The sequence below is a fragment of the Phaeacidiphilus oryzae TH49 genome, from assembly GCF_000744815.1.
GTDB lineage: Bacteria > Actinomycetota > Actinomycetes > Streptomycetales > Streptomycetaceae > Phaeacidiphilus > Phaeacidiphilus oryzae.
The window spans coordinates 2,040,514-2,066,441 of record NZ_JQMQ01000005.1 but is presented as its reverse complement, the minus strand read 5'-3'; the positions used below and the strand labels follow the sequence as shown (position 1 = coordinate 2,066,441).

Sequence of the window (25,928 nt, the reverse complement as noted above, 5' to 3'; positions counted from 1 at the left end):
TCCTATCCGGCTGATTCGATCAAGGCGCTGGGTGTAGGGGCTTTTCTTCGGGCTTGTCGACGAGTGTCTCGATCGTTTGTTCGGCCGCGTCAGTCTAGTAGGGATTGCTCTCCGGGGTAACCGGGGCGGGCCGAACTGATCGAAAGCGGTCCCGGATCGCCCGCGGATCCACTCGGAAGTGACACCGAAAACGACGCGCCGAGCCCTCGCGGGCCGACCGGGTGACCTTCCGAACCGGGGCCCCAGCCGCCCCCTCCGCCCCTCCCGTCGGTGACCTGCGACGATCGCCTCCGGTGAGTCCGCGGCCACGACACGCACTCGTGGGGTCGGTGCCGAAGCACCACATCTTGTGGGTAGATTGGTCCCCGCAGCCCACAAGTTGTGGTCCCCCCGGGGCACAGCCCGCTGGGCTTCGCCTAGACTGTGGTCGCTCCCGACGCCTTCCGAGGCGGCTGGGGGCCGTGGTGCCATACCCGGCGGCGCTCCGCCGGTGGACCAGCTCCGCCCTCGTGGCGCGCAGTCGAGGCACCGTCAGCGATCGTCAGTGGACAGCGGTCCAGCGGCTTGGCCGCCGAGCGTCAGGGAGGGGCACACCAGTCATGCATTGCCCGTTCTGCCGGCATCCCGACAGCCGCGTGGTGGACTCCAGGACCACCGACGACGGCGCGGCCATCCGCCGCCGCCGTCAGTGCCCGGAGTGCAACCGCCGCTTCACCACGGTCGAGACCGCCGCGCTCATGGTCATCAAGCGCAGCGGCGTCACCGAGCCGTTCAGCAGGGACAAGGTGATCTCCGGGGTCCGCAAGGCCTGCCAGGGCCGACCGGTCACCGAGGACGCCCTGGCCCAGCTCGGCCAGCGGGTGGAGGAGGCGGTCCGGCTCACCGGCAGTGCCGAACTCTCCACCCACGACGTCGGGTTGGCCATACTCGGCCCGCTCAAGGAGCTGGACGTGGTGGCCTATCTGAGGTTCGCCTCGGTGTACCAGGCATACGAATCGCTCGAAGACTTCGAGGCGGCCATCGCGGAGCTCCGCGGTGATCGGCCTCCGGCCGCGGACCCGGACGCGGAAGCGCCCGTGCCCGCCCCCGCCGCGCGGTGAGCCGGGGCCGTAAGGCCCTGTGACGCGCGAGCGGTAGGCATATCAGCAGCAGTCACATCAGCAGCAGACCAGCAGCCGGGTCCGGCCGCCGTCCGGCGGACAGGGTCGGTCCTACGGACATGCCTCGACCGGCGACGCGGTCCCGGCATGCCCGCGGACCGACACCCGGCGGCACGGCAGGACCGACGAGAGTACGCAGCGCCTGAGGGAAGGAACCGGGCGCCCGGGGCGTTTGCCCCCAGGAGGAGGAAGCAGCAGATGACAGACACGACCAGCGGCTCCGCACGTGGGTCCAAGGCGAAGGGCGGCAAGACCGCCACGGGGGCCGGGAAGTCCGTTAAGTCGAATGGGTCGGGCCACGGGGGCCTCCGCGTCGAGCGTGTCTACACCACCCCCGGGGTGCACCCGTACGACGAGGTGAACTGGGTGCGCCGGGACGTCGTGATGACGAACTGGCGTGACGGCTCGATCAACTTCGAGCAGCGCGGTGTCGAGTTCCCCGACTCCTGGTCGGTCAACTCGATCAACATCGTGACCAGCAAGTACTTCCGCGGCGCGCTCGGCACCCCGCAGCGCGAGTGGAGCCTCAAGCAGCTCATCGACCGGGTGGTGAAGACCTACCGCGCGGCCGGTGAGGAGAACGGTTACTTCGCGTCCTCCGACGACGCCGAGATCTTCGAGCACGAGCTGGCGCACGCCCTCCTCCACCAGGTGTTCAGCTTCAACTCGCCGGTCTGGTTCAACGTCGGCACCAAGCAGCCGCAGCAGGTCTCGGCCTGCTTCATCCTCTCCGTCGACGACTCCATGGAGTCGATCCTCGACTGGTACAAGGAAGAGGGGATGATCTTCAAGGGCGGCTCGGGCGCCGGCCTGAACCTCTCCCGCATCCGCTCCTCCAAGGAGCTCCTCTCCTCCGGCGGGAACGCCTCGGGCCCGGTCTCCTTCATGCGCGGCGCCGACGCCTCGGCCGGCACCATCAAGTCCGGCGGCGCCACCCGCCGGGCCGCCAAGATGGTCGTGCTGGACGTCGACCACCCGGACGTCGAGGCCTTCATCGAGACCAAGGTGAAGGAGGAGGAGAAGATCCGCGCGCTGCGCGACGCGGGCTTCGACATGGACCTCGGCGGCGACGACATCGCCTCCGTGCAGTACCAGAACGCCAACAACTCCGTCCGGGTCTCGGACGAGTTCATGAACGCCGTGGAGAACGGCACCGAGTTCGGCCTGCGCGGCCGGCTGGACGGCGAGGTCATCGAGACCGTCGACGCCAAGGGCCTGTTCCGCAAGATGGCCGAGGCCGCCTGGGCCTGCGCCGACCCGGGCATCCAGTACGACTCCGTGATCAACCACTGGCACACCTGCCCGGAGTCGGGCCGGATCAACGCCTCCAACCCGTGCTCCGAGTACATGCACCTGGACAACTCCAGCTGCAACCTGGCCTCGCTGAACCTGATGAAGTTCCTCCGCGACGACGAGCAGGGCCACCAGTCCTTCGACGCGGTCACCTTCGCCAAGGTGGTGGAGCTGGTCATCACCGCGATGGACATCTCCATCTGCTTCGCCGACTTCCCGACCGAGAAGATCGGTGAGACCACCCGCGCCTACCGCCAGCTCGGCATCGGCTACGCCAACCTCGGCGCGCTGCTGATGGCGACCGGCCACGCGTACGACTCGGACGGCGGCCGCGCCCTGGCCGGCGCCATCACCTCGCTGATGACCGGCACCGCGTACAAGCGCTCCGCCGAGCTGGCCGGCGTCGTCGGCCCGTACGACGGCTACGCCCGCAACGCCGAGCCCCACCAGCGGGTGATGCGCCAGCACTCGGACGCCAACGGCACCGCCGTCCGGATGGACGACCTGGACACCCCGGTGTGGGCCGCCGCCACCGAGACCTGGCAGGACGTGCTGCGCCTCGGCGCCCAGCACGGTTTCCGCAACGCGCAGGCCTCGGTGCTCGCCCCGACCGGCACCATCGGCCTGATGATGGACTGCGACACCACCGGCGTCGAGCCCGACCTGGCCCTGGTCAAGTTCAAGAAGCTGGTCGGCGGCGGCTCGATGCAGATCGTCAACAACACGGTGCCGCGCGCCCTCAAGCGCCTCGGCTACCAGGACGAGCAGGTCGAGGCGATCGTCGCGCACATCGCCGAGCACGGGAACGTCATCGACGCCCCCGGCCTCAAGCCCGAGCACTACGAGGTCTTCGACTGCGCCATGGGCGAGCGCTCCATCTCGCCGATGGGCCACGTCCGGATGATGGCCGCGATCCAGCCCTGGATCTCCGGTGCCATCTCCAAGACCGTGAACATGCCGGCCTCGGCCACGGTCGAGGACGTCGAGGAGATCTACTTCGAGGCCTGGAAGATGGGGGTCAAGGCGCTCGCCATCTACCGCGAGAACTCGAAGGTCGGCCAGCCGCTCTCGGCCAAGAAGAAGGAGGAGGCCAAGGCGGAGGCCGCCGAGCCGGAGAAGGTGGTCGAGTACCGCCCGGTCCGCAAGCGCCTGCCGAAGGGCCGTCCCGGCATCACCACCTCCTTCACGGTGGGCGGCGCCGAGGGCTACATGACCGCCAACTCCTACCCGGACGACGGCCTGGGCGAGGTCTTCCTCAAGATGTCCAAGCAGGGTTCGACCCTCGCGGGCATGATGGACGCCTTCTCCATCGCGGTCTCGGTCGGCCTGCAGTACGGCGTGCCGCTGGAGACCTACGTCTCCAAGTTCACCAACATGCGGTTCGAGCCGGCCGGTCTGACCGACGACCCGGACGTGCGGATGGCGCAGTCGATCGTCGACTACATCTTCCGCCGCCTGGCGCTGGACTTCCTGCCCTTCGAGACCCGCTCCGCGCTCGGCATCCACTCCGCCGAGGAGCGCCAGCGCCACCTGGAGACCGGCTCCTATGAGTCGGACGAGTTCGAGGACGGCGACGAGGTGGACGTCGAGGGCCTGGCCCAGTCCGCCCCGCGGGTCGAGCAGGCCCCGGCCAGGAAGCAGGAGGAGTCGAAGCCCGCCAAGACGGCGCCGGCCCACAACTCCACCGAACTGCTGGAGATCCAGCAGGGCATCGCCGCCGACGCGCCGCTCTGCTTCTCCTGCGGCACCAAGATGCGCCGCGCCGGCTCCTGCTACGTCTGCGAGGGCTGCGGCTCCACCAGCGGCTGCAGCTGACGCGGTGACGTGCTGATGCAGTGACGTGCTGACGCAGTGACGGAGGATGCCTCCCGCCCCGCGAAGGGGCGGGAGGCATCCCGTCGTTCAGGCGCCGCCGAGGGCCGCCGAGGGCCGCCGGGCGCGACCGGGCGCTACCGGGCGCGCTGGACGCGCTGCTCGTCCCAGACCGGCTCCGGCGTCTCGCGTACCCGGCCGTCGCTGCCGAAGACCAGGTACCGGTCGAAGGAGCGGGCGAACCAGCGGTCGTGGGTGACCGCGAGGACGGTGCCCTGATACGACTCCAGGCCCTCCTGCAGCGCCTCCGCCGACTCCAGGTCGAGGTTGTCGGTGGGCTCGTCGAGCAACAGCAGGGTGGTGCCCTGAAGTTCGAGGAGCAGGATCTGGAAGCGGGCCTGCTGCCCCCCGGAGAGCCGTTCGAAGACCTGGTCGCCCTGGCGTTCGAGCTCGTAGCGGCGGAGCGCGGACATCGCCTTGCCGCGGTCCCGGGCGTGCTCGGTCCACAGGATGTCGACCAGCGTCCGGCCGAGCAGTTCGGCGTGTGCGTGGGTCTGCGCGAAGTGGCCCGGTACGACCCGCGCGCCCAGCTTCGCCAGGCCCTCGTGCGGGACCTCCTCGCCCGCGAGGAGCCGCAGGAAGTGCGACTTGCCCGAGCCGTTGGAGCCGAGCACGGCGACCCGCTCGCCGTAGAAGACCTCCAGTGAGAACGGCTTCATCAGCCCGGTGAGTTCGAGCTCCTCGCAGGTGACGGCGCGGACGCCGGTGCGGCCGCCCTGCAGCCGCATCCGGATCTCCTGCTTGCGCGGCGGCTCCGGCGGCGGGCCGATCTCCTCGAACCTCCGCAGCCGGGTCTTCGCCGCCTGGTAGCGGGAGGCCATCTCGTCGCTGCGGGCGGCGTACTGCTGGAGGTCCTGCACCAGCCGCCTCAGCTGGGCGTGCTTCTCGTCCCAGCGGCGGCGCAGCTCCTCGAAGCGGGCGAAGCGCTCCTGGCGGGCCTCGTGGAAGGTGCCGAAGCCGCCGCCGTGCACCCAGACGTCCGAGCCGGCCGGGCTCGGCTCCACCGCGATGATCCGCTTGGCGGCCCGGGCCAGCAACTCCCGGTCGTGCGAGACGAAGAGGACCGTCTTGCCGGTCTCGCCGAGCCGCTCCTCCAGCCACCGCTTGCCGGGGACGTCCAGATAGTTGTCCGGCTCGTCGAGGAGCAGTACCTCGTCCGGGCCGCGCAGCAGCGCCTCCAGCACCAGCCGCTTCTGCTCGCCGCCGGAGAGGGTGCGCACCTGTCGCCACTGGGCCTTCTCGTAGGGGACGCCGAGCGCCGCCATGGTGCACATGTCCCAGACGGTCTCGGCCTCGTAGCCGCCGGCCTCCGCCCAGTCGGCCAGCGCCTGGGCGTACTTCATCTGGGCGGCCTCGTCGTCGACCGTCATGATCAGGTGCTCCCCGGCGTCCACGGCCGCCGCGGCCGTCCGGATCCGCGGCGGGGCGACGGAGACCAGCAGGTCGCGGACGGTGCTCTCGTCCCGCACCGACCCGACGAACTGCCGCATCACGCCGACCCCGCCGCTGGACGTCACCGTCCCGCCGTGCGGTCTGAGCTCCCCGGAGAGCAGCCGCAGCAGGGTCGTCTTGCCCGCGCCGTTCGCCCCCACCAGGGCCGCGACCGAGCGCTCGCCCACCCGGAACGACGCGTCGCCGAGGAGCACGCGCCCGTCCGGCAGGTAGTACTCGAGGTGCGAGGCTTCCAGGTGTCCCATCGCGGTTCGTCCTTCTCTTCGGTACGGCGGCGCTGCCGGAGGCCGCCGGCTCGCCGGACGCCCACCACGGGCCAGGGTGCCAGGTGCGGGCCGAAGACGGCTGGTGATTTTCCGGGCCACCGGCGCGAAGGCGACCGGCCGCGGCTCAGAGCTGCTCGGAGGCGTCCGCCGGGGCCGGGCCGGTGGCGGCGGCCGGGACCGGTGCGGGTCCGTCCGGCAGCGGGAGGCCGGGGCGGCGCCCGGCCCGCCCGGCCCGGCCGGCCCGTCCGGCCCGTCCGGCGCGGATCGCGTCGGCGGTGAGGAGGACCAGGGCCAGCCAGACCAGGGCGAAGCCGAGCCAGCGGCCCAGCGGCATGTGCTCGTGGTCGACGGTGACCCCGAGGAGGAACTGGAAGATCGGCGCCAGGTACTGGAGCAGGCCGATGGTGCTGAGCGGGATCCGGACCGCGGCGGCGCCGAAGCAGAGCAGCGGGATCGCGGTGACCACGCCGCTCAGCGCGAGGAGGGCGACATGGCCGGGGGAGCCGCCGCGGTAGGTGCCGCCGCCGCTCGCGGCCAGGTTGATGACCAGGAGGTAGGCCACGGCGGGCAGGAACTGCAGGCCGGTCTCCGCGGCCAGGCTCTCCAGCCCGCCGAGCGCGGCCTTCTTCTTCAGCAGTCCGTAGCTGCCGAAGGAGAAGGCGAGGACCAGGGCCACCCAGGGCAGTCGCCCGTAGCCGAGGGCCAGGACGAGCACCGCGACGGCGCCGATGCCGACCGCCGCCCACTGCGCGGGCCGCAGCCTCTCGCGCAGGACCAGCACCCCCAGGGCGATGGTGACCAGCGGGTTGATGAAGTAGCCGAGGGCCGCCTCGACCACCCGGCCGTCGTTGACCGCCCAGATGTAGACGCCCCAGTTGACCGAGATGACGGTCGCCGCGCAGGCCAGGACGAGCAGCCGCCGGGGCTGCCGCAGCAGCGGGCGCAGCCAGGACCACTGGCGCCGGACCAGCAGGATCACCGCCACCGCCACCAGCGACCAGGCCATCCGGCTGGCCAGGATCTCACCGGCCCCGCTGGGCTTCAGCAGCGGCCAGTACAGGGGGAAGAGGCCCCACAGTCCGTACGCCGCCGCGCCCAGCCAGATGCCGGTGCGCTCGCTCTGCCGTCCCATCCGCCCACCCCGTTCAGGAGCCCGTCGCCGAGAGGAGGTTAGAGCCTGGCGCCGCGCGGTGTCATCAGTGTTTCGCCATTTGGGTTCTGACAGGCGGAAGGGCGCCGAAGACTGGGGAAGCCGGGCCTCCGGGACTACGCTGCGGGAAAGGCGCACTGGCGGATCCTGGGAGGCCGCGGTGAGTGAGACGGTGCTGGTGACGGGCGGGACGGGGACGCTGGGCAGGCCGCTGGTGCGGCGCCTGGTGGAGGACGGCCACGCGGTGCGGTTGCTGAGCCGGAAGGCCCGGCCGCTGGGCGGGGCCGCGGCGAAGGTGCCGAAGAGCGTCGAGTGGTGCGTGGGCGACCTGGTCGAGGGGGTCGGCCTGGACGCGGCCCTGGACGGCGCCACCGCGGTGGTGCACTGCGCCAGCGACCCGCGGCGGTCGAACGCGGACATCACCGCGGGGCGGAACCTGGTGGAGGCGGCGCGCCGGGCCGGCCACCTGGTGTACGTCTCGATCGTCGGGGTGGACCGGGTGCCGCTCGGCTACTACCGGACGAAGCTGGCGGTGGAGGGGGAGATCGCGGGGTCGCCGGTGCCGTGGAGCATCCTGCGGGCGACCCAGTTCCACGACCTCCTCAAGATGATCATCGGCGGCGTGGCCAAGGTGCCGGTGATGCCGCTGCCGTCCGGGGTGAGCTTCCAGCCGGTGGAGGTGGACGAGGTCGCCGAGCGGCTGGTGGGCCTGGTCGACGCGGGTCCGTCCCGGCGGGTGCCGGACTTCGGGGGCCCGAGGTGCGCGCGGTGGTCGACCTGGCCGAGGCGTATCTGCGGGCGACCGGGCTGAACCGGCGGGTGCTGCCGGTCCCGTTCCCCGGCAAGGTCTTCGCCGGCTACCGGGAGGGCGGCCATCTGGCGCCGGAACACGCCGACGGGCGCCGCACCTGGGAGGAGTACCTGGCGGAGAACGTCGCCGGTCGCTGAGGACTGGGGACTGACCGCCGGGTGCTGCGGGCCGAGCGCCGGGCGGTGGGAGCCCGGGAGCCGAGAGTCGAGAGCCGAGAGCCGAGAGCCGTGCGCCGGCCCGGCCGGGAGGTGACCCGGCCGGGCCGGCGCACGGTCAGGCGCCGCCCGCGGGGAGGCTGTCGGCGGCGGGTTCGCCGGTCCGCCCGGCGCGGATCACGAAGACCGCGATCAGCAGCGCGAGGACGCCGAAGACCACGCCCATCTCATACGCCCTGGCGATGCCGTGGGCGAGCACCTGCGAGGCGTACGGCGCGGGCAGCTGGCCGGTGTGCTTGAACTGGGCGAGCTGCTGCGGGGACGCGTGCGCCAGGAAGTCCGCCGCCTGGTGCCGTCCCTCGTTGCGGGTGGCGGTGGCGAAGACCGTGGTGAGGATGGACAACCCCAGTGAACCCCCCACCTGCTGCGTGGTGTTGAGCATCCCGGTGGCGGCGCCGGTCTCCTCCACCGGCACTCCCGAGACCGCGATCAGCATCACCGGGACGAAGATCAGCCCCATCCCGAGTCCGAAGAGCAGCGTCGGGCCGAGCATGCCGTCCACATAGCCGGTGTGGGCGCTGGTGCGGGTGAGCCAGAACAGCCCGACAGTGGTCAGCAGCGCACCGGTGGCCAGGAAGGGTTTGGGGCCGAACCGGCTCTGCAGGCGCGAGGAGAACTGCGCCGCGACGATGATCGCCGCACTGATCGGCAGGAAGGCGACGCCGGCCCGCAGCGGGCTGTAGCCGAGGATGTTCTGCACGAAGAGGGTCAGGAAGAAGAAGACCGAGAACATCGCCGCGGCCAGCAGCATCATCATCGCGAAGCTGCCGCTGCGGTTGCGCTCCCGGAACAGCCGGAGCGGCGTGATCGGCTGCGCGGTCCTCCGCTCGACCAGGAGGAAGGCGGTGAGGAGCAGTGCGGCCGCGCCGAACGCCCCCAGTGCCACGGGATCCGACCAGCCGTGCTGGGCGGCCCGGATGAAGCCGAAGACCAGGGAGCCGAGTCCGGCCGTGGAGGTCAGCGCGCCCGTCAGGTCGAAGCGGCCGGGATGCCGTTCGGACTCGTTGATGTAGAGCGGGGCGAGGACGGCGATGGCGATGCCGATCGGCACGTTGACGAAGAGCACCCACCGCCAGGACAGCCAGGAGGTGAGCATTCCGCCGGCCAGCAGTCCGATGGCGCCGCCGGCCCCGGCCACCGCGGAGAGGACGCCGAACGCCCGGTTGCGCTCGGGGCCCTCGGCGAAGTTGGTGGCGATCAGTGCCAGCGCGGTGGGCGAGGCGATGGCGCCGCCGACGCCCTGGAGGGCGCGTGCGGCCAGCAGCCAGCCGGAGTCGGGGGCGAAGCCGCCGAGCATCGAGGCGCCGGCGAAGAGCAGCACGCCGGTGATGAACACCCGGCGGCGGCCGAGGATGTCGCCCAACCGCCCGCCCAGCAGGAGGAGTCCGCCGAAGGTGAGGGTGTAGGCGTTGACGACCCACGTGAGGTCGGTGGTGGAGAAGTGCAGTGCGCGCTGGATGTGCGGCAGTGCGATGTTCACGATGGTGACGTCGAGGACCACCATCAGCTGGGTCGCGGCGATCACGGTCAGGGTCACGGCGGGATGCCTGCCGAGCCGCGCGCGGGGCGGTCCGGGTCGCGCCAGAACGGTGGCCGGTGGTGAGCTCGCTGGTGGGGATACGGCCATGACAGGCCCTCCGGACACTAGGAGAGAACGGAGCCGTTCACTACAATCCGAGGGTAGGCGGGGGATGTAGTGAACGCAATCGTTCTCTAGGAGTAGACGCGGGGCCCGCCCTCGGCATGCCGGGCGAGACCGGGGGCCGGGCGCCGTCCGGGAGTTGGAGCCGCCGTATGGTCCTGCCGAGCCGCCGGTCCGGCGCAGCCGGCACCGGGAAGAGCGCGTCGAGGGACGGCGCCGGATCAGGCGCGGTGGACGCGGCGAGCGGGGCGCGCGCCTCGGGCGTCTGTCCGCGGGGCCTCGCGCCGCTGCGGCGCCGCGGCAAGCAGCTGGAGTCGGCGATCTACGAGGCCACCCTCCGCGAGCTGGTGGCCTGCGGCTACGCCAAGCTGACCATGGAAGGCGTGGCCAGCGGGGCGCAGACCGGCAAGGCCGCGCTGTACCGCCGCTGGCAGTCCAAGCAGGACCTGGTGATGGACGCGCTCCGGACCTGCCTGCCCGAGGTCGGCCCGCTGCCGGAGACCGGAAGCCTCCGCTCCGACCTCCTCTCGGTCGCCGACCGGATGCTGACCGCGATGCGCAGCCATCCGGGCAGCGCCCTGCGGGCGGTCATCGACGAGCTGGACCACGAGCACGCCCAGGCCTTCTTCGAACTGGTCCACCAGCGGGTGGTGGAGCCGGTGACCGAGCTGATCCAGGCGGTGCTCGCGGAGGGCGAGCGGCGCGGCGAGGTGCGGCCGGGCGCGGCCTGCCCGCTGGTCGCGGACGTGCTGCCGGCGATGCTGCTGTACCGGACCAAGATGCGCGGCGCCGATCCGGACGAGGACGAGGCCCGGGCGGTGGTCGACCAGGTCCTCCTCCCGCTGGTCCGGGCCGGGGAGGACACTGGAGGAGGGGCGGGGCGTCCGGCGGGCTGAGCCCCGCGCCCTATGCTGGTGCCGTTCCAGGATCCCATCCGCGCACACCCGGCAGGTCACCGTCATGGTCGTCGTTCCCCCCACCCACAGCGTGGAGCGCTCGCTGCGGGCCCACGGCGCGAAGGTGGTCGCGGGGGTGGACGAGGTCGGCCGGGGCGCCTGGGCCGGGCCGGTCACCGTCGGCGCCGCGATCACCGGACTGCGGCGGGCCCCGGAGGGGCTGACCGACTCCAAGCTCCTCACCCCCAAGCGGCGCACCGAGATGGCCGGGCAGCTCCGCACGTGGGTGACCGGGTTCGCGCTGGGGCAGGCGAGTTCGCGGGAGTGCGACGAGCTGGGGATGACGGCCGCGCTGCGGCTGGCGGCGGTGCGCGCCCTGGAGGCGCTGCCGATCCGCCCCGACGCGGTGATCCTGGACGGCAAGCACGACTACCTGGGCGGGCCCTGGCGGGTCCGCACGGTGATCAAGGGCGACCAGTCCTGCGTGTCGGTCGCCGCCGCCTCGGTGCTGGCCAAGGTCCATCGGGACGAGCTGATGGCCGGGCTGGCGCCGGAGTACCCGGCCTACGGCTTCGAGTCGAACGCCGGCTACCCCTCCCCGGTCCACCGGGCGGCGCTGTCCGAATTCGGCCCGACCGACCACCACCGGCTCTCCTGGGCCTATCTCGACGACCTGCCGCAGTGGCGCCACCGCAAGCTGCCGCGGCAGGGCTCCGGCGCCGGCGAGAGCCCCGACGAGCAGCTGGCGCTGGGTTTCTGACGAGCCGTCGGGTTTTTCTGGGGGAGCCGCGACAGGTGCTGCGGCCAGCGGATACGGCGCACCGCGTTCGATTCGGTGCGGGGGGTGGCTATGCGCCGCTCACCGCCATTTGATAGACATCGGCGTATGCCGTCAGACCTCCCTGAGGAGCCGGAGATCCACCAGACCGTTCCCGGCAGCGGCGTTCCTTCCCACCACGAGTCGGACGCAGCCGCCAAGCCCTCAGCTTCACCCGATCCTTCCCCCTCTTCCGCATCCCCCGCCGGGCCCGGCCCGCGCCGCCGCGCCCCGCGCCGCCGCGCGCGGACCGGCCCGGACCCAAGTCCGTGCGGATCCCCAAGCCGGGCCCGGGGCCTCGGCGTCCGGCCGCGGCGGCCGCCGCTCCGCCGACGGCCGAGGTCCAGCTGGTGTCCGCCGCCCCCGGGGACGCCCTGGACCGCGCCGACGAGGCCGTCGACCTGCTGCTCGAGGCCGGCCGCGAGCCGGGCGAGGTGCTGGTGCTGACCACCGGCGACCCCCACCCGTGGCAGGTCCACGAGTCCGGCTTCGGCGAGGACCGCTACTGGGCCCAGCTGGACGAGGCGGCGGACGTGTTCTACGCCGACGCCCTGATCAGCCGCCCGGCCAAGCGGGCCGCGGTGGTGCTGGCGGTCAACGGCGGCGACGACGCGCGGATCGGCCAGGCGCTGGCCGGCGCGCTGGGGCGGGCCCGTACGCTCCTCGTGGTCTGCGGCGAGGAGCCGCGGCTGCGGAAGCTGCTGGACGCCGCCGGGGTGCGGCGGGAACCGGCCGCGGCCGGCTGATCCGGGGCTGAGCGCCCCACGCGCCACGCTCCACGCGCCACGCTCCCCGCACGCCCTTGCGCGTGCTTGCACGCCCACGCCCCTTCGCGCCTCTCCGGCGCGCGGGGGCGATGCGCCGTGGCGCCGCGCCGCCCCGTTGCGCTACCGCTGCTCCACTGCTGGGCTACCGCTGGGCTACCGCTGGGCTCAGACGCCCCAGGCGGCGGCGCGGCGGGTGGCCAGGTAGGGTTCCGCCTCGCGCGCCCCGGCCTGGCCGGCCGGGTGCTCGGCGGCGGGCCGCAGGTCCGGCTCCGGGAGGGCGCGGACCGTCCGCACCGCGTCCTGCGGCCGCGTGCCCAGGCGCGGACTGCGCCCGGACCGCCCGTCCAGCAGTACATGCCAGCCGTCCTGATTGAGTGTCAGGTACGCGCCGCAGCGCAGCCCGTGGAGGGCGCAGGAGTCCCGCAGCGCCCACATCCACGGGCCGTCCTGCTCGGTCCAGCCGGGCTCGCCGGGGCGGCACAGCATCAGCGCGGCGGTGTACCCGGGGTGGGCGCGGCGCAGTCCGTGCGGAACGATCCTGCGCAGATGCGCCAGCAGCGCGTTGCGGAACTCCCAGCCGTCGTCGGCGCCCGCGCGCGGTGCGAACGAGGCGCTGCCGACCAGCCGGCCCTCGGCGTCCAGGACCGCCGCCACGGCGAGCACCGGCACGGCGGGCGAGGGAGCGTGGATCCGGAACAGGTCGGAGACCAGCGCGCGCGGGTCGCGAAGCGGCGCCGGCTCGGAGTCGGCCCAGGCGCTGGGGTCGAGGCTGCGGCCGGGCTCGGGGGCGAGGTCCTTGGTGGAGCCGTTGATCAAGGTCCTCCCTCCCCGTGCCCGAAGGGGCACTCCGACGTACAGCGGGACGCGTGCGGACGGACCGGTGAACGGCGGTCGACGCCCCGGTGTACGCGCCAATTCTCACGGCAGGAGGCCGCTCAGGCAACGGCGCTGGCGTCCTGTCGGCTCCGTTATCGATGCTTTGTTCCCGATACTGCTTTCAGGCTTTCGAGGGATACGGGTTCCCCCAGGCCGGGCCCTTCCACAGGCTGCAGACAGGGAAGCCCGTCGGCGGTCCGGAGCGGGCACGGTCGTGCCATGAACGACGACACCCCCGACCCGGCCGTCCGCCGCCCCGAGCCCGTCCGCCGCCCCGAGCCCGTGAACGGTCCTGAGCCCGTGCACCGCCCCGAGCCCGTGCGGCCCGTTCCGCCGGTGCCGCCCGGGCCCGAGGAGCCGTGGGCCCGGCGGCCGGTCGTCCGCCTGCGGAGCCCCGCGGACGTCGCCGACCTGCTGCCGTACCTGCTCGGGTTCCACCCCACCGACAGCGTGGTCGTCCTCGGGCTCCAGGGCCCCCGGCTGCAGCAGGGCGGGACGATCCGGATCGACCTGCCGGCCGAGGCGCACTGGCCGTCCGCCGCCGAGGAGCTGGCCCGCGCCCTCCTCGACCTCTCGGACCAGCGGCGGGCGCGCCCCCGCGCGGTCGTCGTCTACCTCTGCCAGGACGGCGGGCGGGCCGCCGCCGACCGGCTCCGTCCGCTGGCCGGGCGGATCGCCGAGGCCTTCGGCGCCCACGGGGTCGCCGTCCACGAGTCGCTCTGCGTCTCGGACGGCCGCTGGTGGTCGTACCGCTGCCATGGCTCGCCGGAGTGCGCCTGCGATCCGCGCGGCACGCCGGTGCAGCGTCCGGGCACCACGCCGGTGGCCGCGGCCGCCGCCTACGCCGGGATCAGGATCCGCGGCACGCTGCGGGAGCTGCACGCCGAGCTCGCGCCGGTGGGCGCCCTCCAGGCCGAGGTGCAGCTCGGCGCGCTGGAGGAGGCCTCGGCCCCGCTGGGCGTCCGACTGCTCGCCCCGAAGGGACCGGAGACGGTCCGTCAGGAGAGCGGGCTGCTGATCGAGGACGCCCTGGAGCGCTTCCGCTCCGGCGACGCCCATCTGCCCGCCCAGACCACCGCCCGGCTCATCCTCGGCCTCCAGGACCGGCACACCAGGGACCGCGCGGCGGAGTGGATGGAGCCGGCGGAGCTCCTCCCGGCCGGGCGGCTCTGGCGCCATCTCGCCCGGCACTGCGTGGGCCGGTTCCGCGGCCACGCTGCCGCCCCGCTCTCCCTGCTGGGCTGGGTCTCCTGGGTGGGCGGAGACGAGGTCACCTCCCGGGTCGCGCTGGCCGCCGCGCTGGACGCGGACCCCGAGTACACCTTCGCCACGCTGCTCTACCAGGCGGTGAACTCCGGCGCCGACCCCGAGCGGCTGCGCCGGAGCCTGCGGATCGAGCGCGCCGGGCGCACCGGCCCCGCCGCCCCCGAGGACCCCGCCGACCCCGACGGCCGGATCCCCCGGCAGCGCCGCTCACCCGAGGAGCCCCCGGAGCCGGACGGACGACCGTGACCTGCCGCCGCCGAAGGCCGTTCTCAGGATGCGGCCCCGCAGGGCTTACCCGCAGGACCACCAGAACCACGAGGAGCTCACAGGTGACGATCGCACTGCGCGAGCCGCGCGAGCCGCTTGAGCCGCGGGAGCCGCGGGAGCCGCGCGCGCCAGGACAGCCGGGGCAGCCGGGACAGCCGGGCCAGCCGCCCGAGTCGAGGGGGTCGCGCGGACCGCGCGGACCGCAGCCGGGGCCATGGCCGGGGCCGGCCCAGCGGCGCCCGTACGGCCTCCCGGGCGCGAGTCCGGCCGCCGGGCCGCCCGGTGCGAGGCCGGGCGCGGTTCCGGGGCGGGGCACGGCCCCCGGCTCCGGGCGGCGCGGCCACCCGCCCGCCGCCCACTCCGCGGTGATCTGCGTGGAGGCCCCGGCGCTCGCCGTCTCCGGCCCGGACGGCCAGCTGCGCGGGTTCGGCTGGGACGGCTTCTACCGGGACGGCGTCCGCGCCCTGGCCCGCCTCGAGGTACGGCTCGGCGGACTGGAGCCGATCCCGCTGCACGGCTCGCCGACCTCCGCCGGGGCCGCCCGCTTCCTCGGCGCGGTACGCGTCCCGGGCGATCCGGACCCCGATCCTGGCGTCACCGTGGAGCGGCTGCGCCAGGCAGCCGGGCGCGAACGGATCACCGTCCACAACGCCGGCGTCCGGCCCGCCCGGTTCGCCTTCGAGGTCTGCCTGGGCAGTGATCTCGCGCCGCTGGCCGAGGTGGGCACCGGCGAGCGCCGGCCCGACCTGCCCGGCCGGGTGCACGCCGCCGGGCTGCGCTGGTCGGCCGCGGCGCCGATGCCCCCGGGACTGCCGACCGCCGCCGCCGTCACCGCCGTGCCCTCCCCGCACGCGGTGCTGGCCTCGGCCGGGATCCTGCGCTGGGAGCTGGAACTCCAGCCGGCCGGCCGCTGGTCGGTGGAGCTGACCGTGCAGACCCAGACCGCGCCCGGCCGGGCCGGACTGCTGCCGCGCGGCCGCGGCACGGCGGCCGTCCCGTGGTCCCGGCTCGTCGCCCGCTGCGACGACGACCGGCTGCCGGCGCTGCTCGACCGCTCCCTGGACGAGCTGCGCGGCCTTCTGCTGATCGATCCGGACCACCCCGCGGACCTGTATCCGGCCTCTGGCGCGCCCTGGCGGTTCGGCCTGATCCCGCTGGACGCCCTGCAGACCGCCCGGGCGCTGCTGCCGCTCGGCACCGCGCTGGCGGCCGGGACCCTGCGGGCACTCGCCCGCCGCCGGGCCGAGGGGCCGGAGGCCGCCGAGGGGCTGCTGCCGGGGCCGCTCCGGCAGTCGGGGCCGGGCCAGCCGCCCGCCTGCACGGCGACGGCGGCCTCGCTGCTCTTCGTCACCGTCCTGGCCGAGGCCTGGCGCTGGGGCCTGCCCGCGGAGCAGGTGGAGGCGCTGCTGCCGACCGCGGAGCGGTTCCTGGCCAGGCTGCGCCGGGCCGCCGGGGACGGCTTCCTGCCGGAGCTACGCCCCGCCACGGCCGGAGCGGCGGGGGAGCCGGAGCACCGGCCGCCGGCCCGCGCGGTGACCCAGGCGCTGGCGCACCGCGCCGCCCTCCACGGGGCCGACCTGCTGGACGCCTTCGGCCGGCCCGGCGGCGGGGAGTGGCGGGGCTGGGCGGAGGCGCTGCGCGAGCGTTTCCGCGCGGACTTCTGGATCGACGACCTGTCAGGTGGCCTGCCCGCGGCGGCCCTGGGGCCTGACCGGGCGCCGGTCCCCGGCCCCGGATCGGCCCACGCCCAGCTGCTGGACTCCGGTCTGGCGGCGGACGGCGCCCTGCTGCCCGGCCTCCTCGCCTCGGACCAGGCCCGCGTCCTCGCCCGCCGGCTGGCCGCGCCTGATCTGGACTGCGGCTGGGGGCTGCGCACCCTCACCGCCAAGTCGCCCTGGTTCAGCCCGCTGGGCCACCGCTCCGGCGCGGTCCGGGTGGACGAGACCGCGCTCGCCGTCTCCGGACTCGCCGAGATCGGCCTGGAGCGGGAGGCCGGGGCGCTGCTGGGCGGGCTCCTGGACGCCGCACGGCACTTCGGCGGGACGCTGCCGGAGATGTACGCGGGGGAGCAGCGGGCGCCGGTGGCCCGCGGCCCGGTGCCGCACCCCGCCGCCTGCCGGCCGGGCGCGGTCGCCTCGGCGGCGGTGGTGCAGGTGGCGGCGGCGCTCGCCGGGGTACGGCCGGACGTGCCCGGCGGCCGGGTGGTGGTCCGGCCGGTGAGCAGCGCACCGCTCGGGGAGCTGGAGCTGGCCGGGCTGCGGGTGGCGGGCGGCCCGTTCTCGGTGCGGATCAGCCGGATCGGCGTCGCCGTGGTGGAGGAGGCGCCGGCCGGCCTGCAACTCGGCGTCTGAACGGGCCCGCCGGGGCGCCCCGGATCGGCTTTTTATCGTCAGACGGACGACTATGATCGTCGCATGTCGCGCTACGATCCGTCGGCCTTCCCACCCTTCGCGGTCACCGTCGACCTGGTCGCCCTCACGGTCCGCGACAACGCGCTCTGCGGCCTCGTGGTACGCCGGGGCGAGGCCCCCTACCAGGGGTTCTGGGCGCTCCCGGGCGGATTCGTCCGCCTCGACGAGGGGCTGACCGAGGCGGCGGCACGCGAGCTCCAGGTGGAGACCGGGCTGCGGGTGCAGGGCGCCCCGGGCGCTCCGGAGGGCGCGCCGGGAGCGCATCTGGAGCAGCTCGCGACCTACGGCCATCCGCACCGGGACCCGCGGCTCCGCGTGGTCAGCGTGGCCCATCTGGTGCTGGCGCCCAACCTGCCCGCCCCGCGGGCCGGCGGCGACGTCCGCAGCGTCCGCTGGGCGCCGATCGAGGAGCTGCTCGGCCGGGCCGACGACGGCGAGGCCGGGGTGCTCCTCGCCTTCGACCACGCCCGGATCCTGGCCGACGGGGTGGAGCGGGCCCGCTCGAAGATCGAGTACTCCTCGCTGGCCACCGCCTTCTGCCCGCCCGAGTTCACCGTCGGCGAGCTGCGCCGGGTCTACGAGGCGGTGTGGGGGGTGACCCTGGACCCGCGGAACTTCCACCGCAAGGTCACCGGCACCCCGGGGTTCCTGGTGCCCACCAGCAATACGACGACCCGTCAGGGCGGGCGGCCCGCCCAGCTGTTCCGCGCCGGCGGCGCCACCGTGCTCAACCCGCCGATGCTGCGCCCCGAGCCGGACCCCTCCGGCGCGAAGTGAGCCGCGCGGGGTCGGCCCGCCGCCGCCTGAGCGGCCGTCAAACCCCGTACCGGGCAAGGGCGGTGCTGCTCCGGGGCGGTGCCTCACCCAATCGGGTGGCCGGGGCGCGAACCGCGTCGGGCCCGGCGGGTAAAGCCAAAATGTCCGTCTATCGTGCTGCTGGTCCCGGACGCTCCCGGACTCTGAGGAGCCAGCCATGATCCAAGTGATCGGACTGACCAAGGCCTACCGACGTCGCCGCCCGCCCGCGCTGGTGGACCTGACGTTCGATGCGCGCCCAGGCCAGATCACCGCCCTGCTCGGCCCCTCGGGCGCCGGTAAGAGCACCGCCCTCCACCTGATGCTCGGCCTGGAGAAGGGCCGCGGCACGGCTCTCTTCGACGGCCGCCCCTACCGGCGGATCCGCAGGCCGGAGCGGGAGATCGGGGCCCTCCTGGACCGTCCGGGCCGCCGCCTCTCGCACACCGTCGCGTCCGGCCCGGCACCGGACCGGGGCTCCGGCGGCTACGGCTCCCACGGCGACAGCTCCCACGGCGGCGGTTCTCACGGCGGCGGCCTCCGCGGTGCCGCCGCCACCGAGCGGCTGGACCGCTGCCCGCCGCCCGGCCACCCCGGCCGGCGTGCCCGCAACCACCTCCGGCTGCTGGCCGCCGCGGCCGGCGTGCCGGCCCGGCGCGCCGACCAGCTGCTGGAGCAGACCCGACTGGCCGGCGCCGCCGAGCACCGGCTGCGCACCTTCTCGCCGGGGATGAGCCGGCGACTGGCGCTCGCCGCCGCGCTCCTCGGCGACCCGCACACCCTGCTGCTCGACGCGCCCGCGCAGGGGCTCTCGCCGAAGAACGTCGAATGGTTCCACGCCTTCCTCGGCGCCTTCGCCACCAACGGCGGGACGGTCCTTCTCACCTGCACCGACCCCAAGGAGGCAGCCGGGCTCGCGGATCGGGTGGTCAGCCTGCACAGCGGGGTGCTGCTGGCCGACCAGACCGTGGAGGAGTTCGTCCGCACCCGGCTGCGCGACGAGGTCGCGGTGCGCGGGCCGCAGGTCGGGCGGCTGGCCGATCTGCTGGTCGAGCAGGGCGCCGAGGTGCGCCGGGAGTCCGGCGCCTGCATCTCGGTGAGCGGTGTGCCGCGCACCGAGATCGGTGAACTCGCCTACCGGCACGGCATCCTGCTGCACGAGCTGGCCGACCGGCTGGTCGAGCTCGGCCCCGAGCCGCCGCGCCGGCGGCGGGCGGACTGGCCCGGCGCCCGCCGGGCGGCCGCGTCCGACGTGGTCGCCATCCCGGCGCCGCCGCAGGCCCCCTCGCCAGGGAGCTCCACACCGGAGAGGGCGGCTGACGCCGCGCCGGCCGAGGCGCCGGCGGCGGGCGGGCGGCCGAGCACCGCCGGCGCCGCGGAGGCCCCCGACGGCCCCGCGGCCGTCCGAACCGCCACCGCGGTCGTGGACGCTCGGCCCGCGTCGCGGCCGGGGTCCGGGTCGGTGGCGGTCTCGGCCTCGGTCTCGGCTGCGGCCTCCGAGACGGACCCCGATCAGGGCCCGGCCGACTTCCGCCGCACCGGCCCGCGTTCCCGGCCCGTGCCGGGCGCGGCCTCGGGCGCCACCTCGCTCTCCGGCACGGTCTCCGGCGCGGTCCCCGGCTCCGTCGCCGCACCGACCGGCCGAAGCACGACCGACGGCGCGGACGCCGCTGCCGGCGCTCCCGCGGACGTCCGGCCGGTGGACGCGGCGGACGGCGATGCCGGCGACGACGAGACGGTGATCGTCGTGGCCCCCGGCGGCTCGGTCAGCGCGACCGTGGGCCGCGCCGGGGGCGGCGGAGGCGGCGGAGGCGCCGACGGCATCGTCGCCGCCACCACCGCCGCAGACGCCGTCGCAGACGGCGCCGAGCAGCAGCGATCCGAAGCGGGGGAGTGAGCCCATGCACGCGCTGACCTACGAATGGCGGCGGCTGACCGGACTGCGCTCCACCTGGTGGGTCGGTGTCCTGGTGCTCGCCGCCGGCGCCGCCGTCGAGCTGATGACGGTCCGTCACCTGCTCGGTGGGGCGCACGATCCGGTCCGGGCGATGACCGCCGCCGTACCGCTGCTGCCGCTGCCGCTGGCCGCCCTCGGGGCCGGCGCGGTGGGTGCCCTCTCCGCCGGCCGGGAGGCCCGGGACCCGTCGCTGCTGCCGCTGGTGCTCTCGCCCTGGCGCCGGCTCCGGCTGCTGACGGCCAAGCTCGTCCTGGTGGCCGGGTACGCCCTCGCCCTCGGCCTGCTGACCGAGCTCGGCGGTCTGCTGCTGCTCCGCTTCGCCCGCCCGGACGGGCGGGCGATGGTCGGGATGCTGGACCGCTCGCCCGCGCCGTACCAACTCGCCGGCTTCCTGGCCCTCTCGGTGGCCGCGGGCTGGATCGGGCTGCTGGCCGCGGCGGTGTTCCGGGCGGCGGCGGCCGGGATGCTCGCCGTGCTGGTGGTCCCGGTGCTGGTGCAGCCGCTGGGCCGGATCGCGGCCAGGGCGGCCGGGAGGGCCGGGAAGGCGGGGGCGTCCGGCGCCGGGGGCGCCGGCCACGGCTGGCACGGGCTGCTGCCCTACGGCTCCGGCCGGGGCTGGGTGTTCGGACCCCTGAGCGGGCTGCGGGCCGCCGCGGACACGGTGCCGGGCACCGCCGCCCTCGCGGCCGTCGCCGGGGCGGCCGTGCCGGTGGTGCTCCTGCTGGTCGGCTACCTGGTGCTGCTCCCACGTCGCAGGGGCCTCTGACCCCGGCCCCGCAGCCGGTTCGCTCGGTGAGCCCGGCCCCCGCGGGCGGCGATACCGGGCCGCGCCAGCCCGCTTCGGCCAGCCTGATCGAAAAGTCGCTTCTGCCCTGATAAAACGTCAATTGCGAAGCCCTGGCCGATCACCCTTTCGTGTGCTTTTCACGAGATTGCTCAAGTCGCTTCCGGCCGTGGCCGACAAAGGAGACGTGAGTACCCTTGCGCAGCACACCACGATGACCCCCGCCCGCTCCGTCCAGCCCGGGCCGGGTGAGCTGGACGGCTACCCGCTCGCCCCCTCCGCCGCGCCCTCCGGGCTGGCGGCCGGACCAGGCCGGCCGCACCCGCACGCCCCCGCCGCGGCGGGCCCCGGCGCCTCGCTCGGATCGTCCGGTCCCGGTGGACCTCCGGTGTCCCAGGTCTCCGGTCCGGCGGCCGCCGACCGGGTGGTCCCGGCCGCCGCGCTCCGCTGGGAGGCCGGTGAGGTCGATCTTCGTGCGACCGCCCGCAAGCCCGCCGCCAACCGGGGCCGCGGTCTGCACGGCCAACTCGTCCAGCAGCTCGGTCAGATGATCGTGGCCGGCGACCTCGGCGCGGACCGCCCGCTGGTCCCGGAGGAGATCGGCCAGCGGTTCGAGGTCTCCCGCACGGTGGTCCGCGAGTCCCTCCGGGTGCTGGAGGCCAAGGGCCTGGTCAGCGCCCGCCCGAACGTCGGCACCCGGGTCCGCCCGGTCGCCGACTGGAACCTCCTCGACCCCGACATCATCGAGTGGCGCGCCTACGGGCCGCAGCGGGACGACCAGCGCCGCGAGCTCTTCGAGCTGCGCTGGGCGATCGAGCCGCTGGCCGCCCGGCTGGCCGCCGGCCACGGCCAGGAGGAGGTGCAGCACCGCCTGGTCGAGATGACCGAGGTGATGGCGCACGCCGCGGCCCAGGGCGAGGCCCTCACCTTCGCCCGCGCCGACAACGAACTCCACACCCTGATCCTGCAGTTGGCGGGCAACCGGATGCTGGAGCACCTGGCGGCGATCGTCGCCTCCGCGCTCCAGGTCTCCGGCGGCCCGATCACCGCCTGCGAGCGCCCGTCCGAGTCCGCGGTCGGCCTCCACGTCCGCCTGGTGGACGCGCTGGGCACCGGCGACGGCACGGCGGCCGAGGCGGCGATGCGCTCGCTGCTCACCGTCCACCCGGAGGTCGAGCACGTGGACCATGTCGTCCCCGGCCCGCGCGAGCACTGACCGATCGCCGTCGGAGCCGGGCCCGAACCGGTCCGCTGATGAACGACTCGTCCACCGCCCTTCGGTGCGCGCCGGCTCGGCCGGCCCGTGCCGAAGGGCGGTGGCGCATGGGCGGTGGCGCATGGCCGGAGCTGCGCGGTTTCCGGTCGGCTTCGTTCATCGTGTTCACTGGTTCGGGGGATTGACGCAACCGGAGCAGTCTCCAACCCGTTGTTTCTGATGGTTGTCCATGATGTGACCCGCACCACGAAGTGGCGGCGTAACACTTGGCAGCGCTCAGCGATGTGTACGGAGGTGGATGCAGTTCTCGGAATACCGGACACGCGCTCTGGCGCTGTGCTGCCGTATCCGGGACTGCCGTCCGTCAGATGTCAGTTCGTCAGCCAGTCCAGTAGCAGCCCTGGCAGCCGCCTCACCGCGGCAGGCCGGGAGCCGTCCACTCACGTCCGAGAGGTTGTTCGTGTCGGCCAGCACATCCCGTTCGCTCCCGCCCGAGATCGCCGAATCCACCGCTCTCATGGCGCTCATCGAGCGGGGTAAGGCCCAGGGGCAGATCGCCGGCGACGACGTGCGCCACGCCTTCGAGGCGGACCAGATCCCGGTCACCAAGTGGAAGAACGTCATGCGCAGCCTCAACCAGGTCCTCGATGAGGAGGGTGTGACGCTGATGGTGAGTGCAGCGGATCCGTCCGCATCCAAGCGCCCCCGCAAGAGCGTCCCCACGAAGAGCGCCGCCGGCCGCAGCACCGCCGCACGGGCTCCTCGCACCAGCGGAACCACCGGCGCCAACGGCGCCGCAGGCACCGCCGCGAGGCCGGCCGCCCCGGCCGCGGGCGCGGCGCCCGTCACCGCCCGCACCGCCGCCGCGGCCACCGCGGCGCCGCTGACCGCCGCCGCCGCCATCCCCTCGGTCGAGGCCGCCGACGCAGAGGCGAGCCCCGCTCCGGTGAAGAAGGCCGCGGTGAAGAAGACGGCCGCGAAGAAGACCGCGGCCAAGAAGACCACCGCGAAGAAGGCCGCGGCCAAGAAGGCGACCTCCCGCGCGGGCGGCTCCGACGAGGCCGAGGACGAGCTGCCCGAGGGCTCGGGCCCCGCGGACAAGCCGGAGAACGAGGCCGCCGCCGGCCCCGAGGGCACCGACGAGGACCAGGGCTTCGTCCTGTCCGACGAGGACGAGGACGACGCCCCGGCCCAGCAGGTCGCCGCCGCCGGCGCCACCGCCGACCCGGTCAAGGACTACCTCAAGCAGATCGGCAAGGTTCCGCTGCTCAACGCGGAGCAGGAGGTCGAGCTCGCCAAGCGGATCGAGGCCGGCCTCTTCGCCGAGGACAAGCTCTCGACCGAGGACAAGCTCGCCCCCAAGCTCAAGCGCGAGCTGGAGATCATCGCCGAGGACGGCCGCCGGGCCAAGAACCACCTGCTGGAGGCCAACCTCCGCCTGGTGGTCTCGCTGGCCAAGCGCTACACCGGCCGCGGCATGCTCTTCCTGGACCTGATCCAGGAGGGCAACCTCGGTCTGATCCGCGCGGTGGAGAAGTTCGACTACACCAAGGGCTACAAGTTCTCGACCTACGCCACCTGGTGGATCCGGCAGGCGATCACCCGCGCCATGGCCGACCAGGCCCGCACCATCCGCATCCCGGTGCACATGGTCGAGGTCATCAACAAGCTGGCCCGCGTGCAGCGCCAGATGCTCCAGGACCTGGGCCGCGAGCCCACCCCGGAGGAGCTGGCCAAGGAACTCGACATGACCCCGGAGAAGGTCATCGAGGTCCAGAAGTACGGCCGCGAGCCGATCTCCCTCCACACCCCGCTGGGTGAGGACGGGGACAGCGAGTTCGGAGACCTGATCGAGGACTCCGAGGCGGTCGTCCCGGCCGACGCGGTCTCCTTCACCCTCCTCCAGGAGCAGCTCCACTCGGTCCTGGACACCCTCTCCGAGCGCGAGGCCGGCGTGGTCTCGATGCGCTTCGGCCTGACGGACGGTCAGCCGAAGACGCTGGACGAGATCGGCAAGGTCTACGGCGTGACCCGCGAGCGGATCCGCCAGATCGAGTCCAAGACCATGTCCAAGCTGCGCCACCCGTCGCGCTCCCAGGTGCTCCGCGACTACCTGGACTGAGAAACCCCTCCGACCTGGGCCGATCTCTCGGCCTGAGGCGCCGTCAGAGGCCCGGGACCGCTTGCCGGTTCCGGGCCTCCCGGCGTTCCGGACGGTTCTCCCGGCGTGCCGATTGGACACAAGCGGTGATCATTCCCCTACCCTGTGGTGTCGGTAGTGGGGCAGTGCCTCCGGGCGCGCACCCGCCCCCGGGGCCTGCACCGGAACGCGCAGGAGGAACCGGGTGGCGGAGCAGGCGCGGTCGGAATCGGTACGACGGCGGGGGAGGCGGCGGCGGGTCCGCCGCAGGCTGCTCCCGGTCCTGCTGGCCGCCGCCCTGCCACTGGGCTGGATGTGGCTGGCCCCCTCCCCGCACGCCCAGGCGATCGTCGGCGGCTGGACGGACAGCCCCAAGCGGCACCCCTGGGTGGTCGCCCTGGGCAGCCGCAGCGAGTACGGCGGCACCCGCTCCGGGCAGTTCTGCGGGGGCGCCCTGCTGACCCCGACCAAGGTGGTCACGGCGGCGCACTGCTTCTACGACGAGAACACCGGGCAGCGGCTGGACCGGCCGGACCTGCGGGTGATCGTCGGCCGGCTGGACCTGGCGGGCAGCACCGGCACCGAGGTCCCGGTCAGCAGGGTCTGGATCGACCCGCGGTACCGGATGTCCAGCAACATGTGGGACGTCGCGGTGCTCACCCTGGCGAAGCCGCAGCGCGGCCGTCCGGTGCTGCCGCTGGTCGCCCAGGGGGCCACGGCGCCGTACCGGGCGGGCACGCCGGCCCAGGTCTACGGCTGGGGCGACGACCAGGGCACCGGCTCGTACCCGACGGTGCTGCACGGCGTCCAGGTGCCGGTGGTGGCGGACGCCACCTGCGCGCGGGACTACCCGGGCGGGGCGGACGGCACCTTCAACGCCCGCACGATGGTGTGCGCGGGCGAGCAGGGCGGCGGCAAGGACGCCTGCCAGGGCGACAGCGGCGGGCCGATGGTGGTGGCCGGCCGGCTGGTCGGGCTGGTCTCCTGGGGCACCGGCTGCGCCGAGGCGGGCCACCCCGGGGTGTACACCCGGCTGTCGGCGGTGGCGGACACGGTCCGCGCGCAACTGTGAGCGGAGGGTCATAGGCGCTGGGCGCCCGGCGCCCAGTGCGGCCGGAAGCCCCCCGGCCCGGCCCGTGGCCGAAACGCGGGCCGGAACGGCAAATGCCCCGGAACAGCAAGAGGCGGCGGATCCTGAGGGATCCGCCGCCTCTCCCGGCCTGGCCGGGGTCAGCTCGTCACGTTTCGGGGCTCTCCGTGCTGTCCTGGGCTCCGTCGTCCTGGTGGGCAGGCGCCGCCGTCAGCGCTCCTCGTCGCTCGCGGAGGCCGAAGTCCCGGTCAGCCGGTCGGTCTCGTCCTGTATTTCAGCTGCGATCTTCTTGAGCTCCGGCTCGAACTTGCGGCCGTGGTGGGCGCAGAAGAGCAGCTCTCCGCCGGAGGTCAGCACAACGCGCAGGTAGGCCTGGGCGCCGCACCGGTCGCAGCGGTCGGCCGCGGTCAGCGGGCTCGCGGGGGTCAGAACTGTAGTCACGTCGCCTCTTCTCTAGCTCGACGAGCTGTCGTACCAGGGTCAACATCCAGCCGGGCCGAAAACGTTCCCGCTCACGGCATTTTTTCTGTGCGGTGCTCGCGGCCCGGTCGGGCGACCGGTTGGCGGCGGTCAGGGACGGTTGTCGCTGGATGCTGCGCTCTCGTGCTGGCTCTCGGTCGGGTGGCCGGGTCCGGCGGTCTCCCCTCATTTCTATCGTGCTTCGAGGGTCGGGATGCAGGGATCCCGATGGATCTCGTGTTGTTGGAGAGGACGTGCCCCAGGCGCGTCCGGTTCATGCCTGGTCCAGGATGCCGGATCTCTCACACCATCGAGTTATCGAACGA

18 protein-coding genes and 1 pseudogene are annotated in these 25,928 nt (G+C 74.1%); 14 read left to right on the top strand and 5 right to left on the bottom strand.

All coding sequences use genetic code 11. From position 1 onward, the window contains the following. The first annotated feature begins 599 nt into the window (after positions 1-599). Together nrdR and BS73_RS13295 are read left to right on the top strand one after the other, a co-directional pair. Positions 600-1,100, top strand: a complete 501-nt coding sequence (nrdR, locus tag BS73_RS13300; RefSeq protein WP_037572071.1) for a transcriptional regulator NrdR — start codon at positions 600-602, stop codon at positions 1,098-1,100. Positions 1,101-1,358: 258 nt separating this feature from the next. Beyond that, positions 1,359-4,268 carry a vitamin B12-dependent ribonucleotide reductase gene (locus tag BS73_RS13295; RefSeq protein WP_037572063.1) on the top strand — a complete coding sequence of 970 codons (2,910 nt, stop codon included), beginning with the start codon at positions 1,359-1,361 and terminating at the stop codon, positions 4,266-4,268. Positions 4,269-4,402: 134 nt separating this feature from the next. Here the strand turns inward: BS73_RS13295 and BS73_RS13290 are convergent, their stop codons facing one another. Next, complete coding sequence (locus BS73_RS13290) at positions 4,403-6,022, bottom strand: ABC-F family ATP-binding cassette domain-containing protein (RefSeq protein WP_037572061.1); 1,620 nt, start codon at positions 6,020-6,022, stop codon at positions 4,403-4,405. Between the two features lie 145 nt (positions 6,023-6,167). Next, positions 6,168-7,175, bottom strand: a complete 1,008-nt coding sequence (gene rarD, locus BS73_RS13285) for an EamA family transporter RarD (RefSeq protein ID WP_037572059.1) — start codon at positions 7,173-7,175, stop codon at positions 6,168-6,170. Positions 7,176-7,353: 178 nt separating this feature from the next. On the opposite strand from rarD, the pseudogene BS73_RS13280 reads away from it, so the two are divergent. Then, a pseudogene (locus BS73_RS13280) lies at positions 7,354-8,141 on the top strand (SDR family oxidoreductase). 136 nt (positions 8,142-8,277) lie between these two features. Here BS73_RS13280 and BS73_RS13275 read toward each other — a convergent pair. Next, complete coding sequence (locus BS73_RS13275) at positions 8,278-9,846, bottom strand: MFS transporter (protein ID WP_051939890.1); 1,569 nt, start codon at positions 9,844-9,846, stop codon at positions 8,278-8,280. A gap of 167 nt (positions 9,847-10,013) precedes the next feature. Here BS73_RS13275 and BS73_RS13270 point away from each other — a divergent pair, with 167 nt between their 5' ends. The 3 genes from BS73_RS13270 to BS73_RS38730 all read left to right on the top strand — a co-directional run bounded on the left by BS73_RS13270 (position 10,014) and on the right by BS73_RS38730 (position 12,320). After that, the gene (locus BS73_RS13270) at positions 10,014-10,757 is read left to right on the top strand and encodes a TetR/AcrR family transcriptional regulator (RefSeq protein WP_084704024.1); all 744 of its coding nucleotides are present in this window, start codon (positions 10,014-10,016) and stop codon (positions 10,755-10,757) included. A gap of 64 nt (positions 10,758-10,821) precedes the next feature. Beyond that, a complete protein-coding gene (locus tag BS73_RS13265) occupies positions 10,822-11,517 on the top strand; it encodes a ribonuclease HII (protein WP_037572056.1) in 696 nt (231 codons plus the stop codon). A gap of 407 nt (positions 11,518-11,924) precedes the next feature. Next, entirely contained in the window at positions 11,925-12,320 is a 396-nt protein-coding gene (locus BS73_RS38730) for a hypothetical protein (RefSeq protein ID WP_200886693.1), read from the top strand. 186 nt (positions 12,321-12,506) lie between these two features. Here the strand turns inward: BS73_RS38730 and BS73_RS13255 are convergent, their stop codons facing one another. Then, positions 12,507-13,157, bottom strand: a complete 651-nt coding sequence (locus tag BS73_RS13255; RefSeq protein WP_051939889.1) for a hypothetical protein — start codon at positions 13,155-13,157, stop codon at positions 12,507-12,509. Between the two features lie 279 nt (positions 13,158-13,436). Here BS73_RS13255 and BS73_RS13250 point away from each other — a divergent pair, with 279 nt between their 5' ends. From BS73_RS13250 to BS73_RS13215, 8 genes are all read left to right on the top strand, one after another. Continuing rightward, complete coding sequence (locus tag BS73_RS13250) at positions 13,437-14,729, top strand: DUF4192 domain-containing protein (RefSeq protein ID WP_051939888.1); 1,293 nt, start codon at positions 13,437-13,439, stop codon at positions 14,727-14,729. A gap of 83 nt (positions 14,730-14,812) precedes the next feature. Further along, complete coding sequence (locus BS73_RS13245) at positions 14,813-17,101, top strand: glycogen debranching N-terminal domain-containing protein (RefSeq protein WP_235215400.1); 2,289 nt, start codon at positions 14,813-14,815, stop codon at positions 17,099-17,101. Positions 17,102-17,164: 63 nt separating this feature from the next. Then, positions 17,165-17,938, top strand: coding sequence for an NUDIX hydrolase (locus tag BS73_RS13240; protein WP_037572048.1), 774 nt, complete (start codon positions 17,165-17,167; stop codon positions 17,936-17,938). A 196-nt stretch (positions 17,939-18,134) separates the two neighbouring features. Further along, the gene (locus BS73_RS39515; RefSeq protein WP_051939887.1) at positions 18,135-19,853 is read left to right on the top strand and encodes an ATP-binding cassette domain-containing protein; all 1,719 of its coding nucleotides are present in this window, start codon (positions 18,135-18,137) and stop codon (positions 19,851-19,853) included. Positions 19,854-19,857: 4 nt separating this feature from the next. Next, positions 19,858-20,679 (top strand): hypothetical protein, encoded by an 822-nt coding sequence (locus tag BS73_RS13230; RefSeq protein WP_051939886.1) that lies wholly within the window; start codon positions 19,858-19,860, stop codon positions 20,677-20,679. 205 nt (positions 20,680-20,884) lie between these two features. After that, positions 20,885-21,913 carry a FadR/GntR family transcriptional regulator gene (locus BS73_RS13225; protein WP_322987262.1) on the top strand — a complete coding sequence of 343 codons (1,029 nt, stop codon included), beginning with the start codon at positions 20,885-20,887 and terminating at the stop codon, positions 21,911-21,913. Positions 21,914-22,373: 460 nt separating this feature from the next. Beyond that, complete coding sequence (locus tag BS73_RS13220; protein WP_037572041.1) at positions 22,374-24,035, top strand: RNA polymerase sigma factor; 1,662 nt, start codon at positions 22,374-22,376, stop codon at positions 24,033-24,035. A 331-nt stretch (positions 24,036-24,366) separates the two neighbouring features. Continuing rightward, positions 24,367-25,125 carry a S1 family peptidase gene (locus BS73_RS13215; RefSeq protein WP_084704645.1) on the top strand — a complete coding sequence of 253 codons (759 nt, stop codon included), beginning with the start codon at positions 24,367-24,369 and terminating at the stop codon, positions 25,123-25,125. Between the two features lie 228 nt (positions 25,126-25,353). Here BS73_RS13215 and BS73_RS13210 read toward each other — a convergent pair whose 3' ends face one another. Further along, positions 25,354-25,584, bottom strand: a complete 231-nt coding sequence (locus BS73_RS13210; RefSeq protein WP_037572038.1) for a DUF7455 domain-containing protein — start codon at positions 25,582-25,584, stop codon at positions 25,354-25,356. Between the last annotated feature and the right edge of the window lie 344 nt (positions 25,585-25,928).

What these genes read in the sequence shown, in the direction of transcription:
- nrdR (WP_037572071.1), top strand. Translation starts at nt 600, where the DNA reads ATGCATTGCCCGTTCTGCCGGCATCCCGACAGCCGCGTGGTGGACTCC.
- BS73_RS13295 (WP_037572063.1), top strand. Translation starts at nt 1,359, where the DNA reads ATGACAGACACGACCAGCGGCTCCGCACGTGGGTCCAAGGCGAAGGGC.
- BS73_RS13290 (WP_037572061.1), bottom strand. Translation starts at nt 6,022, where the DNA reads ATGGGACACCTGGAAGCCTCGCACCTCGAGTACTACCTGCCGGACGGG.
- rarD (WP_037572059.1), bottom strand. Translation starts at nt 7,175, where the DNA reads ATGGGACGGCAGAGCGAGCGCACCGGCATCTGGCTGGGCGCGGCGGCG.
- BS73_RS13275 (WP_051939890.1), bottom strand. Translation starts at nt 9,846, where the DNA reads ATGGCCGTATCCCCACCAGCGAGCTCACCACCGGCCACCGTTCTGGCG.
- BS73_RS13270 (WP_084704024.1), top strand. Translation starts at nt 10,014, where the DNA reads ATGGTCCTGCCGAGCCGCCGGTCCGGCGCAGCCGGCACCGGGAAGAGC.
- BS73_RS13265 (WP_037572056.1), top strand. Translation starts at nt 10,822, where the DNA reads ATGGTCGTCGTTCCCCCCACCCACAGCGTGGAGCGCTCGCTGCGGGCC.
- BS73_RS13250 (WP_051939888.1), top strand. Translation starts at nt 13,437, where the DNA reads ATGAACGACGACACCCCCGACCCGGCCGTCCGCCGCCCCGAGCCCGTC.
- BS73_RS13240 (WP_037572048.1), top strand. Translation starts at nt 17,165, where the DNA reads ATGTCGCGCTACGATCCGTCGGCCTTCCCACCCTTCGCGGTCACCGTC.
- BS73_RS39515 (WP_051939887.1), top strand. Translation starts at nt 18,135, where the DNA reads ATGATCCAAGTGATCGGACTGACCAAGGCCTACCGACGTCGCCGCCCG.
- BS73_RS13230 (WP_051939886.1), top strand. Translation starts at nt 19,858, where the DNA reads ATGCACGCGCTGACCTACGAATGGCGGCGGCTGACCGGACTGCGCTCC.
- BS73_RS13215 (WP_084704645.1), top strand. Translation starts at nt 24,367, where the DNA reads ATGTGGCTGGCCCCCTCCCCGCACGCCCAGGCGATCGTCGGCGGCTGG.